We start from the raw sequence: 12,774 nt of genomic DNA, 5'->3' as shown, positions 1-12,774 counted from the left end.
ATGAGACCAAAATCTAAATTTCATATATCGTTATTATTATTGTTTTTTGTTATTGCAATTGGTATAATTGGATATGTGTTTATAGAAAATGGATCGTTTATTGATTCGTTTTATATGACCATAATTACCATGTCAACAGTTGGTTTTGGTGAAATACATCAACTAACTCAAGCAGGTAAATTATTTACTATATTTTTAATAATTATTAGTTTAATAGTTTATGTATATGCTGTTACTTCGTTAACAGAATATATTGCAAATGAAAAAATATTTCAAAATTTAAAGTATAAAAGGGTGCAAAAAAAAATTAATAAACTAGAAAATCATTCTGTGGTTTGTGGTTATGGCAGAAATGGAAGACAAGCTGTAGCAAAATTAAAGCAATTTAATATGCCTGTAGTAGTAATTGAAAAAGATAAAGCTTTAATAGAAGAATTAGATCAAGATAATATTTTATTTATTGAAGGAGACGCTACAGAAGATGAAGCAATAGAAAAAGCATCTTTAAATACTGCAAAAAGTTTAATTACCGCTTTACCATCGGATGCAGATAATTTATTTGTAGTATTATCTGCTCGACAATTAAATAAAAATTTAACCATAATAAGTAGAGCATCTAGCGAAACTTCTTATAAGAAATTATTAATTGCAGGAGCAAGCAATATTATAATGCCAGATAAAATAGGAGGTATGCATATGGCATCATTAGTTGTAACTCCTAATTTAGTTGAGTTTGTGGATAGATTGAATATATCTAATGAATGCGAAACTAATTTAGAAGAGGTTTCAATTGATGATTTGCCAGAAGAATTTAAAAATAAAACAATTTTAGATTTAGATTTAAGAAAAAGAACAGGTTGTAATGTTATAGGCTTTAAAACAGATGGAGATAATTATGTGGTAAACCCAGAGGCAACTACAAAACTTGTTCCGCATTCAAGTTTAATTGTTCTTGGTAGACCTAATCAAATTCAAAAATTACGCGAAATTCTATAACAATTATAAAAAGTTGTTTTTGTTATTAGGTTTGTAACTTTATGATTAAAAATTTGCGGTATGCTCATTTTTTTACCATATTGCATCGATTTTTAAAAAACTACCTCGAACACTATGCAGAAAAAAATACTATCGCTACTAGCAATTTTACTTCCAATTGTAACATTTGCACAAGAACCAAGTACTTCAGAAAAAATAGATACCACATTTAGAGCTTATACCGAATGGTTTGTACATGGTATATTTTATGCTATTCCTTTTACAGATACCGTTAGAATTCCTTGGGTGTTATTTGTTTTAGTAGGAGGCGCAATATATTTTACATTAACGTTTAGATTTGCTCAAATAAGATTGTTAAAAACATCAATAAAGGTTGTTAAAGGAGATTATGATGATATTGATGAAAAAGGAGCTCAAGATGTACATCCTTCTGAAGATGATTTAACCATAGTGGATGGAGATTTACCAGAAACTATAAAAGTTGAAGGTCATCATGGAGAAGTTACTCACTTTCAAGCTTTAACTGCTGCATTATCTGCTACAGTTGGCTTAGGAAATATTGCAGGTGTTGCAGTAGCAATTTCAATTGGGGGTCCAGGAGCTACTTTTTGGATGATTTTAGCCGGGTTGTTAGGTATGGCTTCAAAATTTGCAGAATGTACATTAGGTGTGAAGTATAGAGATGTTGGCCCAGATGGAACAGTATATGGAGGGCCAATGTATTATCTTACCAAAGGATTAAAAGAAAAAGGATTAGGACGTTTAGGAAAAGTACTAGCTGTATTTTTTGCTGTAATGGTTATTGGAGGATCATTTGGAGGAGGAAATATGTTTCAAGCTAATCAAGCAGCAGCTCAATTTGTAGATTTATTTCAATTAACAAATGCTAATGCTGGTTTATACTTTGGTATAGTAATGGCCATTATTGTGGCTGTTGTTATTATTGGAGGAATAAAAAGAATAGCTTCTGTTACAGAAAAAATTGTACCATTTATGGCAGTTATTTATGTTGGAGCAGCATTAGTAATTATAGTATTAGATTTTAAATTAGTGCCAAAAGCTTTTAGTTTAATTTTTAACGGAGCTTTTTCACCAGCAGGGATAACAGGAGGTTTTATAGGAGTTTTAATTCAAGGTTTTAGAAGAGGAACTTTTTCTAATGAAGCAGGAGTTGGTTCTGCAGCAATAGCTCACTCTGCTGTTAAAACTAAATATCCAGCTAGTGAAGGTATTGTAGCTTTGTTAGAGCCGTTTATTGATACGGTAATTATATGTACAATGACAGCTTTAGTTTTAGTAATAACTAATATTAAAGGTGGTTATTTTGAATATGGAATTGAAATTAAAGAAGGTGTTGAATTAACTGCATCAGCATTTGATTCTGTAATTCCACACTTTTCAATTGTATTAACTATTGCAGTAATTTTATTTGCATTTTCTACAATGATTTCTTGGTCTTATTATGGAATGCAAGGTTGGAAATTTTTATTCGGAAAAGGAAAAGTAACCGATTTAATTTATAAAATTTTATTCTTATTATTTGTAATAATTGGAGCTTCAATAAGTTTAGGTGCTGTAATCGATTTTTCGGATGCTATGATTTTTGCAATGGTAGTTCCAAATATGATAGGTGTAATCATTTTATCTCCTAAAATTAAGGTAGAATTAAATAGATATTTAAAAGCAATAAAAGTTAAGTCCTAAAAGCTTTTAAGACATGAATTTTTTCAAATCCCACTTTAAGTACAATAAGTATCAAAAAAGTGGGATTTTTGTTTTAATTGGAATTATTGTTTCACTTCAATTAATAGTCTATTTTGTAAATTTTTCTCCAAATAAAATTTCTAGTAATTTATCGGCAAAAGAATTAAAGGCTTTTACTTTGCAAATGGACTCTTTGCAAAAGGTTAAGTTAAATTCTAAAAAGATATATCCTTTTAATCCAAACTATATTTCCGATTTCAAAGGATATCAATTAGGACTTTCAATTAAAGAAATTGATAAGTTATTAGCTTTTAGAAAGCAAGGAAAATTTGTAAATTCAACAAAAGAATTTCAGAATATTACTGGGGTTTCAGATAGTTTACTTAAAACGATTAGTCCTTATTTTAAATTTCCAAATTGGGTAATTAAAAAGAGAAATTCTAGTAAACTTAAAATTGTAAATTCAAAAAATATTGAAATAAAAGATATTAACACAGCAACAGTTTCCGATTTTAAAAAGGTGAATGGAATTGGAGAAAAGTTATCGGAGAGAATTGTAAAATATCGAAATAAATTACAAGGTTTCACTTTTAATAAACAACTTTATGAAGTATGGTATTTAGATAAAGAAGTTGCAGATAAAGTTTTACGGAGATTTCAAGTAAAAAAACTTCCAATAATATCAAAAATAGATGTTAATAATTCAACGGCTGGAGAGCTAGCCAAAAACGTGTATATTAATTACAATTTAGCTAAAAAAATAATTTCTTATAGAGATGAAGTTGCTGAAATTCAATCTATTGAGGAATTAAAAAAAATTGATGGTTTTCCGTTGGACAAATTTAATTTAATCGCCTTATATTTGGATGCTAATTAGCGTAAAATAATTTAATAAGCTACAATTAATTTACAATGATGTATTTTACTGAAGAACACGAAGCATTTAGACAAAGTTTCCGAGATTTTTTAAATAAAGAAGTAGTTCCACATATTGATAAGTGGGAAAAAACAGGCAATATAGAACGTTTTATCTGGAAAAGATTTGGTGAAATGGGTTATTTTGGTTTGAATTATCCTGAAAAATATGGTGGATTAGGATTAGATGTTTTTTATACTGTAATTTTTTTAGAAGAATTGCAAAAAGTAAATTCAGGAGGTTTTGCAGCGGCAATGTGGGCACACACTTATTTAGCAATGACACATTTAAACACCGAAGGATCTGAAAAAATAAAAAATGAATATTTAACGTCTAGTATTAATGGAGATAAAATAGGGTGTTTGTGTATTACAGAGCCTTATGGAGGTAGTGATGTTGCAGGAATGAAAACTACTGCAGTTAAAAAAGGAGATAATTATGTAATTAATGGCTCAAAAACGTTTATAACAAATGGATATTATTCAGATTATTTAATTGTTACAGCTAAAACAGATACCTCTTCTCGAACAAAAGGAATTAGTATCTTTATTTTAGATAGAGAAACTAAAGGTATTTCTGCAACTAAATTAGATAAATTAGGTTGGAGAGCTTCAGATACTGCTGAAATAGCTTTTGATAATGTTACTATTCCTGCAGAAAATTTATTAGGCGAAGAGGGTAAAGGGTTTGCATATTTAATGAGTCATTTTGCTTTAGAGCGATTAGTTATGGGGGTGAATGCACATGCTAGAGCAGAATACGCTTTAAATTATGCCATTCAATATATGTCTGAACGAAAAGCATTTGGAAAAACTTTAGATAGTTTCCAAGCATTACGTCATAAAGTAGCTGATATGGCAAGTGAAGTAGAAATGAGTAAAGAGTTTAATTACTCAATTGCTCAGAGAATGAAGGACGGACAATATATTGTTAAAGAAGCAAGTATGTCTAAATTACTTTCTACTAAAATAGCGGATAGAGTTATTAATGAATGTCTTCAGCTGTTAGGTGGTTACGGATATATGGAAGATTATCCGATGGCTAGATTGTTGCGAGATAGCAGACTAGGACAAATTGGAGGAGGAACTTCGGAAATTTTGCGAGAAATTATAGCTAAAATGGTTATTGACAAAAAAAGCTATAAGCCGGCTACATAAGTTTATAATTAAATATATATTAAAAACATCTTAAAATATTTTAAGATGTTTTTTTATGGAATTATAATTGATAATAAAGCGAGTTTTTAACACTAAAACGTTTTCGTAAAATTTGATACAATACACCCTCATTAAAAAGCATTATTTTAACAAAAAATTAATAATATAAATTATGAAACCCCTAAAAATTTATTTCCAAGTAGCACTTTTTAGTGCTCTTTTATTTGTAAGTTGTTCTAAAGAAAGTTTAGAAGAATTACCCCAATTACAAAACAATGTTAAATTAACAACTCAAACTTCTGCAAGAACTGGTTTAAAACCTATAGGCTCAGGAGTTATGATGCAAGCTTTTTACTGGGATGTTCCAGCTGGAGGAGTTTGGTGGAATACCATAAAAGGAAAAGTTCAGGCATGGAGCGATGCAGGTATAGATGCTATATGGTTGCCTCCAGCTTCTAAAGCTCAAAATGGAGCTTTTTCTATGGGATATGATCCTTATGATTATTTTGATCTTGGGCAATATAATCAAATGGGAAGTATAGAAACTCGATTTGGTTCTTCAGGAGAGTTACAAAGTTTAATAAACACTGCTCATACAGCAAAACTAAGTGTGATTGCTGACATTGTTATTAATCATAATAGTGGAGGAAATAGCGAAATTAATCCTTATACAGGTACTAGTACTTGGACAAATTTCACCCCTTTATCAGGAAAATTTAACAGAACATATAATGATTTTCATCCAAATGGAATTCATAATAATGATTCTGGTGCATTTGGAGGTTTTCCAGATTTATGTCATGATCAACCAAATGTGCAAAACTGGTTATGGAAAAGTTCTGAATCCGTAGCTAAATATTATAAAAATGTTATAGGTTTTGATGGTTGGCGTTTTGATTATGTAAAGGGATTTGCTCCTTGGGTTGTAAAAGATTGGGATACAGAAGTAGGTGGCTTTGCGGTTGGTGAATATTGGGATTCCAATGTAAATACTTTAGATTGGTGGACAAGTCAATCACAAGCTAGCGCATTTGATTTTGCTTGCTATTATAAAATGAATGATGCCTTTGATGGAAATGATTTAAATAAATTAAATGATGATATGCTTTGGAAACGCAATGCTAGTAAAGCAGTAACTTTTGTGGCTAACCATGATACTGATGAAATTTATAACGGAAAAATGTTAGCTTATGCATATATTTTAACTCATGAAGGTTATCCAACAATTTTTTACAGAGATTATGAAGAATGGCTAGATAAAAACAAATTAAATAATTTGATTTGGATTCATAATAATTTGGCAGGAGGCACAACAGATATTTTATATACGGATACTGATGAGTATGTTGCTCGAAGAAATGGCTATAATAACGCAGGGTTAGTAGTTTATATAAATAATTCAAATTATTGGCAAGAGCGCTGGGTCGAAACTAATTGGTCAAATACTACAATAAAGGATTATACAGGTAATTCTACATGGGAGCCAGTAACACAATCTGGTAAATGGGTAAAAATTCAGGCACCACCAAAAGGCTACTCAGTGTGGTCTCCAAAATAAAAAATAAAACAACTATTTTAAATTAAAAAATAATTGTATCTTTGCAGTCCAAAAATTAAAAAAAGAACGATTTGAAAGGAGGTGCTAAATTATGTTAATTATACCAGTAAAGGACGGAGAAAATATTGATAGAGCGTTAAAACGTTACAAAAGAAAATTTGACCGTACAAAAACAATGAAGAATTTACGAAATCGTAAACAATTCAATAAGCCTTCAGTAACAAAACGTGCTCAAAACATAAAAGCTCAATATGTTCAAAAATTAAGAACAGCAGAAGAGCAAGGTTAAAATTTAGCCAAAAACAGTTAAACCATTAGTATAAATAAATTACAATTTGTAATTTTGAGTATTAATGGTTTTTTTATGACTATAACTTATTTTCTAGATTACTTAAACTTAGAAAAAAAATATTCCAAACACACTATTATTGCGTACAAGAATGATTTGAATTCTTTTCAAGAATTTTGTAATGAAGAATATCAAAATCAAGAAATTAGTAGTGTCAATTATTCCCAAATAAGAAGATGGATTGTTAGTTTGGTAGAATTAGGAATTTCAAATAGAACCATTAACAGAAAAGTTTCTAGTTTAAAATCTTTTTATAAGTTTCTTCAAAAAACCAATCAAATTCAAGCTAATCCATTAATTAATCATCAACCTTTAAAAGTAGCTAAAACGGTACAAGTGCCTTTTTCGGAAAAGGAAATTTTAGAAATTTTAAAAACAAATGATGAAGATGATTTTGAATCTGTTAGAAATAAATTAATTGTTGAATTATTTTATGCCACAGGAATTAGAAGATCAGAACTGATTAATATAAAAATAACCGATATTAATTTTGATAATGAAACTGTTAAAGTTTTAGGTAAACGAAACAAGGAACGTTATATTCCGTTATTAAAAATAGTACAAAACAATATTCAAAAATATTTGAATTATCGTTTAAAAATCAACACAAAAGAACCATATTTATTTGTAACTTTAAAAGGTAAAAAAGTATACGATACACTTGTGTATCGGATAATAAATAATTATTTTAGTAAAGTGTCCACAAAAGTTAAAAAAAGTCCACATATTATTAGACATACTTTTGCAACACATTTATTAAATGAAGGAGCGGATTTAAATGCAGTAAAAGAATTACTTGGACATTCTAGTTTAGCATCCACTCAAATTTATACCCATAGTAGTTTGGGTAAATTAAAAGAAATATATAACCAGGCTCATCCAAGGAGTCAGAAAAACTAATTTATTATGAAAGTATATGTACAATCTGTTAATTTCAATGCGGACAAAGATTTGATTGATTTTGTTGAAAAAAAAGTAAATAGTTTAGAAAAATTCTATGATAAAATTGTGGATTCAGAAGTGTTTTTAAAAGTACAGCAAACAAGCGAAAAGGAAAATAAGAATGTTGAAATAAAAATTAATGTACCAGGCAATGATATTGTTGTAAAGAAACAAGGTAAAACCTTTGAAGAAGGTACCATGTTAGCTGTTGATTCTTTAAAGAGACAATTAGCTAAAAAAAAGGAAAAAATCAGAGTTAAATAAAATTATTAAAAATTACGTATAAAAGGTTTGTTTAAAAATAAAAACTTTAATACATTTGCAGTCCGTTAGAAATAGCGGGCTTCTTTTATGGAGTAAAATGCCGATGTAGCTCAGCTGGCTAGAGCAGCTGATTTGTAATCAGCAGGTCGTGGGTTCGAGTCCCTCTATCGGCTCAGGTCTTTGAAAAGAATGGTGAGATACTCAAGTGGCCAACGAGGGCAGACTGTAAATCTGCTGCGCAAGCTTCGGAGGTTCGAATCCTCCTCTCACCACATTAATAAGTTTAGATAATAAACTAATGATGAAAAAATATTGCGGGAGTAGCTCAGTTGGTAGAGCTTCAGCCTTCCAAGCTGACTGTCGCCGGTTCGAGCCCGGTCTCCCGCTCCATTTTTCAGGCCGGTGTAGCTCAGGGGTAGAGCGTTTCCTTGGTAAGGAAGAGGTCACGGGTTCAAATCCCGTCATTGGCTCATAAAAAAGAATTAAATTTAACACTATATATAACTAAGATTTAAAAATTAATAATCATGGCAAAAGAACATTTTGATAGATCCAAACCACATTTAAACATTGGTACAATTGGACACGTTGACCACGGTAAAACAACTTTAACAGCTGCTATTACTAAAGTATTAGCAGAAAAAGGTCTTTCTGAAATAAAAGACTTTGACCAAATTGATAATGCTCCAGAAGAAAAAGAAAGAGGTATTACAATTAACACGGCTCACGTAGAATACCAAACAGCAAATCGTCATTACGCACACGTTGACTGTCCAGGTCACGCGGATTACGTAAAAAACATGGTAACTGGTGCTGCTCAAATGGATGGTGCTATTATTGTAGTTGCTGCAACTGATGGCCCAATGCCTCAAACAAGAGAGCATATCTTATTAGGTCGTCAGGTAGGTATTCCTAGATTAGTTGTATTCATGAATAAAGTGGATATGGTTGATGATGAAGAATTATTAGAGCTTGTTGAAATGGAAATTAGAGATTTATTATCATTCTATGAATATGATGGTGATAATACTCCTGTTATTCAAGGTTCAGCTTTAGGAGCTTTAAATATGGAACCTAAATGGGTTGAAAAAGTAATGGAATTGATGGATGCTGTTGATACTTGGATTGAGTTACCTCAAAGAGATGTAGATAAAAATTTCTTAATGCCAATTGAAGATGTTTTCTCAATTACTGGTCGTGGTACTGTAGCAACAGGTCGTATTGAAACTGGTGTTGCAAACACAGGTGATGCAGTTGATATTATTGGTATGGGAGCTGAAAAATTAACATCAACTATTACTGGTGTTGAAATGTTCCGTAAAATATTAGATAGAGGAGAAGCAGGAGATAATGTAGGTTTATTATTAAGAGGTATAGCAAAAGAAGACATAAAAAGAGGAATGGTAATCTGTAAACCAGGTTCAGTAACTCCACATGCTAAATTTAAAGCAGAAGTTTATGTTCTTAAAAAAGAAGAAGGTGGTCGTCACACACCATTCCATAACAACTACCGTCCACAATTCTATGTTAGAACTACTGACGTAACAGGTACAATTAATTTACCTGATGGTGTTGAAATGGTAATGCCAGGTGATAACTTAACAATTACTGTTGAATTACATCAACCAATTGCATTAAACGTTGGTTTACGTTTTGCAATTCGTGAAGGTGGTAGAACAGTGGGAGCTGGTCAGGTAACAGAAATGTTAGACTAATTAGTATGCCTAAAATATAGTGAATATAAAGGTGCTCTTTATAGAGGAGCACCTTGTATTTACGGGTGTAGCTCAGTTGGTAGAGCACTGGTCTCCAAAACCAGGTGTCGGGAGTTCGAGCCTCTCCACCCGTGCAAATAAATAAAAATATGAACTTAGTTAAATATATTAAAGACTCATTTGTAGAGTTACGCAATAAAGTATCTTGGATTTCTTGGGAAGAAGCTCAAAAATCTACTGCAGTTGTTGCAATATTTACAATTTTGTTTGCTTTGGCAGTATTTCTTGTAGATAAAGTATTTCAAACAGGTTTAGGAGAATATTTTAAACTATTTTAATTAGTAATATAGATTATGACTGATTCTGTAAAAAAATGGTATGTGGTTAGAGCCATAGGCGGGCAAGAAAATAAAGTGAAAACTTATATTGAAAATGAAATTGCACGTTTAGGGATGACAGATTATGTTGATCGTGTTTTAGTACCAACAGAAAAAGTGATTCAAGTTCGTAATGGAAAAAAAATTCATAAAGAAAGAGTTTATTTTCCAGGATATGTAATGATTGAAGCTAATTTAAGTGGAGAATTACCTCACATAATTAAATCTATTACAGGTGTAATTGGTTTTTTAGGAGAAGTAAAAGGAGGAGATCCAGTTCCTATGAGAAGATCCGAAATTAATAGAATGTTAGGAAAAGTGGATGAATTATCTGTTCAAAATGAAAATGTTGCTATACCATATGTAGTAGGAGAAACAGTTAAAGTAATTGACGGACCATTTAACGGATTTGATGGAACTATTGAAAAAATAAATGAAGAAAAGCGTAAACTTGAAGTAATGGTTAAAATTTTCGGAAGAAAAACACCATTAGAGTTAAGTTATATGCAAGTAGATAAAATTTCATAATTGTTACAATAAATTTTGATATTGCAATTCGCTTCCAACAAAATGTAATATCTAATTAAACATTTAAAAATGGCAAAAGAAGTAAGTAAAGTTGTAAAATTACAAGTTCGTGGAGGTGCGGCAAATCCGTCACCACCAGTTGGACCTGCTTTAGGTGCTGCCGGAGTTAATATTATGGAGTTCTGTAAGCAATTTAATGCTAGAACTCAAGACAAACAAGGAAAAGTTTTACCAGTAGCAATTACTGTATATAAAGATAAATCTTTTGATTTTGTTGTAAAAACTCCACCAGCAGCGGTGCAAATTTTAGAAGCAGCTAAAGTAAAAAAAGGTTCACCAGAACCAAACAGAAGCAAAGTAGCTTCAGTTACTTGGGATCAATTAAGAACAATAGCTGAAGATAAAATGGTAGATTTAAATGCATTTACTATAGAATCTGCAATGCTTATGATGGCAGGTACGGCTCGTTCAATGGGTATTAATGTAAAAGGAACAGCTCCTGTAAAACAATAAAACAGTTATTAATATGGCAAAATTAACTAAAAAGCAAAAAGAAGCTCAAGCTAAGGTAGATAAAAATCAATCTTATAGCTTAAAAGATGCTTCAGCTTTAGTAAAAGAAATTACTAATGTAAATTTTGATGCATCTATTGATTTAGCTGTTAGATTGGGTGTTGACCCTCGAAAAGCCAATCAAATGGTTAGAGGTGTTGTTACATTACCACATGGTACAGGTAAAGATGTTAAAGTATTGGCATTAGTTACTCCAGACAAAGAAGCAGATGCAAAAGAAGCAGGTGCTGATTATGTAGGACTAGACGAGTATCTTCAAAAAATAAAAGATGGCTGGACAGATGTTGATGTGATTATTACTATGCCAAGTGTTATGGGTAAATTAGGTCCATTAGGTCGTATTTTAGGACCTAGAGGTTTAATGCCTAACCCAAAAACAGGTACTGTAACTATGGATGTAGCTAAAGCAGTAACAGAAGTAAAAGCTGGTAAAATAGATTTTAAAGTTGATAAAACAGGTATTGTACATGCAGCAATTGGAAAAGCATCATTTGATGCAGATAAAATTATGGATAATGCTGAAGAATTAATTCATACTTTAATTAAATTAAAACCAACTACAGCTAAAGGAACGTATATTAAAAGTATTTACTTATCAAGCACTATGAGTCCTGGAATAAGTATTGATGCTAAATCAGTTTAACCTAGTTAAATCTTATAATTATGACGAGAGAAGAAAAATCACAAGTAATAGAAGTTTTAACAACTCAGTTAACTGAAGGAAACATAATCTATTTAGCAGATATCTCAGGATTAAATGCACTAGATACATTTAATTTACGTAAAGCTTGTTTTAAAGCTAACGTAAAATTAGCAGTTGTTAAAAATACATTGCTTGAAAAAGCAATGGAAAAGTCAGATAAGGATTTTGGAGATTTACCAAGTATTTTAAAAGGTAATACTTCATTAATGTTATCAGAAACTGGTAATGCACCAGCAAAAGTAATTAAAGAATTTCGTAAAAAATCTGATAAGCCTTTATTAAAAGGAGCTTATGTTGAAGAAGCAATTTATGTTGGTGATGACCAATTAGAGACTTTAGTTAACATAAAATCTAAAGAAGAACTTATTGGAGACGTAATTTCCTTATTACAATCTCCTGCTAAAAATGTTATTTCAGCATTACAATCTGGAGGTAATAAATTATCTGGTATTATAAAAACATTATCAGAAAAATAAACAAAGAGCACTAATAAACTAAATAATAAAAATTAAACAAAGAGAAATGGCAGATTTAAAAGATTTCGCAGAACAACTTGTTAACTTAACAGTGAAAGAAGTAAATGAGTTGGCTAATATTTTAAAAGACGAATATGGTATTGAACCAGCTGCAGCTGCAGTAGCAGTAGCAGGTCCAGCAGCAGGAGGAGAAGCAGCAGCTGAAGAAAAATCAGAATTTGATGTGATTTTAAAAGCAGCAGGACAATCTAAATTAGCAGTTGTTAAATTAGTTAAAGAATTAACTGGTTTAGGATTAAAAGAAGCTAAAGGTATTGTTGATAGTGCACCCGCTCCAATTAAAGAGGGTATCTCTAAAGACGAAGCTGAAGGTTTAAAAGCGTCATTAGAAGAAGCTGGAGCTGAGGTTGAGCTTAAATAAGCTTAGCAGCTCAAAAACAAATACGGGTTTAGGTCTGAGTTAATAACTTAGACCTAGACCATTTTGCGTATATATTCGTTCTTATATTTTAATAT

General features: G+C 30.9%; 15 protein-coding genes and 5 tRNA genes. All 20 read left to right on the top strand.

Annotation, left to right across the window (positions count from 1 at the left end; genetic code table 11):
- The 20 genes from R3342_RS09950 (at position 1) to rplL (ending at position 12,679) form a co-directional block, all read left to right on the top strand.
- Positions 1-996, top strand: coding sequence for a potassium channel protein (locus R3342_RS09950; protein ID WP_318939881.1), 996 nt, complete (start codon positions 1-3; stop codon positions 994-996).
- 114 nt (positions 997-1,110) lie between these two features.
- On the top strand, positions 1,111-2,700 hold the full coding sequence (locus tag R3342_RS09945; protein ID WP_318939880.1) for an alanine/glycine:cation symporter family protein: 1,590 nt from the start codon (positions 1,111-1,113) through the stop codon (positions 2,698-2,700).
- A gap of 13 nt (positions 2,701-2,713) precedes the next feature.
- Positions 2,714-3,577 (top strand): helix-hairpin-helix domain-containing protein, encoded by an 864-nt coding sequence (locus R3342_RS09940; RefSeq protein ID WP_318939879.1) that lies wholly within the window; start codon positions 2,714-2,716, stop codon positions 3,575-3,577.
- Positions 3,578-3,615: 38 nt separating this feature from the next.
- Positions 3,616-4,773, top strand: a complete 1,158-nt coding sequence (locus tag R3342_RS09935) for an acyl-CoA dehydrogenase family protein (RefSeq protein WP_318940093.1) — start codon at positions 3,616-3,618, stop codon at positions 4,771-4,773.
- A gap of 172 nt (positions 4,774-4,945) precedes the next feature.
- Positions 4,946-6,331 carry an alpha-amylase gene (locus tag R3342_RS09930; RefSeq protein WP_318939878.1) on the top strand — a complete coding sequence of 462 codons (1,386 nt, stop codon included), beginning with the start codon at positions 4,946-4,948 and terminating at the stop codon, positions 6,329-6,331.
- A gap of 91 nt (positions 6,332-6,422) precedes the next feature.
- Positions 6,423-6,620, top strand: coding sequence for a 30S ribosomal protein S21 (rpsU, locus tag R3342_RS09925; RefSeq protein ID WP_318939877.1), 198 nt, complete (start codon positions 6,423-6,425; stop codon positions 6,618-6,620).
- A gap of 75 nt (positions 6,621-6,695) precedes the next feature.
- Complete coding sequence (locus R3342_RS09920) at positions 6,696-7,580, top strand: tyrosine-type recombinase/integrase (RefSeq protein WP_318939876.1); 885 nt, start codon at positions 6,696-6,698, stop codon at positions 7,578-7,580.
- A 6-nt stretch (positions 7,581-7,586) separates the two neighbouring features.
- Complete coding sequence (hpf, locus tag R3342_RS09915) at positions 7,587-7,886, top strand: ribosome hibernation-promoting factor, HPF/YfiA family (RefSeq protein WP_318939875.1); 300 nt, start codon at positions 7,587-7,589, stop codon at positions 7,884-7,886.
- Between the two features lie 99 nt (positions 7,887-7,985).
- A tRNA-Thr gene (locus tag R3342_RS09910) sits at positions 7,986-8,059 on the top strand.
- A gap of 18 nt (positions 8,060-8,077) precedes the next feature.
- Positions 8,078-8,158 (top strand) — tRNA-Tyr (locus tag R3342_RS09905).
- Between the two features lie 42 nt (positions 8,159-8,200).
- A tRNA-Gly gene (locus tag R3342_RS09900) sits at positions 8,201-8,276 on the top strand.
- A gap of 8 nt (positions 8,277-8,284) precedes the next feature.
- Positions 8,285-8,356: transfer RNA gene (locus R3342_RS09895), tRNA-Thr, on the top strand.
- Positions 8,357-8,413: 57 nt separating this feature from the next.
- On the top strand, positions 8,414-9,601 hold the full coding sequence (tuf, locus tag R3342_RS09890) for an elongation factor Tu (RefSeq protein WP_318939874.1): 1,188 nt from the start codon (positions 8,414-8,416) through the stop codon (positions 9,599-9,601).
- 61 nt (positions 9,602-9,662) lie between these two features.
- Positions 9,663-9,735: transfer RNA gene (locus R3342_RS09885), tRNA-Trp, on the top strand.
- Positions 9,736-9,750: 15 nt separating this feature from the next.
- Entirely contained in the window at positions 9,751-9,939 is a 189-nt protein-coding gene (gene secE, locus R3342_RS09880; RefSeq protein WP_318939873.1) for a preprotein translocase subunit SecE, read from the top strand.
- A gap of 15 nt (positions 9,940-9,954) precedes the next feature.
- Positions 9,955-10,506 (top strand): transcription termination/antitermination protein NusG, encoded by a 552-nt coding sequence (gene nusG, locus R3342_RS09875; protein ID WP_318939872.1) that lies wholly within the window; start codon positions 9,955-9,957, stop codon positions 10,504-10,506.
- A gap of 69 nt (positions 10,507-10,575) precedes the next feature.
- Complete coding sequence (gene rplK, locus R3342_RS09870; protein ID WP_318939871.1) at positions 10,576-11,019, top strand: 50S ribosomal protein L11; 444 nt, start codon at positions 10,576-10,578, stop codon at positions 11,017-11,019.
- 13 nt (positions 11,020-11,032) lie between these two features.
- Positions 11,033-11,722 carry a 50S ribosomal protein L1 gene (gene rplA / locus R3342_RS09865; RefSeq protein WP_318939870.1) on the top strand — a complete coding sequence of 230 codons (690 nt, stop codon included), beginning with the start codon at positions 11,033-11,035 and terminating at the stop codon, positions 11,720-11,722.
- A 20-nt stretch (positions 11,723-11,742) separates the two neighbouring features.
- Entirely contained in the window at positions 11,743-12,258 is a 516-nt protein-coding gene (gene rplJ, locus R3342_RS09860; protein WP_318939869.1) for a 50S ribosomal protein L10, read from the top strand.
- Positions 12,259-12,304: 46 nt separating this feature from the next.
- Positions 12,305-12,679, top strand: a complete 375-nt coding sequence (rplL, locus tag R3342_RS09855) for a 50S ribosomal protein L7/L12 (protein ID WP_318939868.1) — start codon at positions 12,305-12,307, stop codon at positions 12,677-12,679.
- Positions 12,680-12,774: the final 95 nt, after the last annotated feature.

The sequence above is a fragment of the Lutibacter sp. genome (genome assembly GCF_033723435.1).
GTDB lineage: Bacteria > Bacteroidota > Bacteroidia > Flavobacteriales > Flavobacteriaceae > Lutibacter.
The sequence above is the reverse complement of the archived record's forward strand: the minus strand, read 5'-3'. Positions and strand labels throughout refer to the sequence as shown.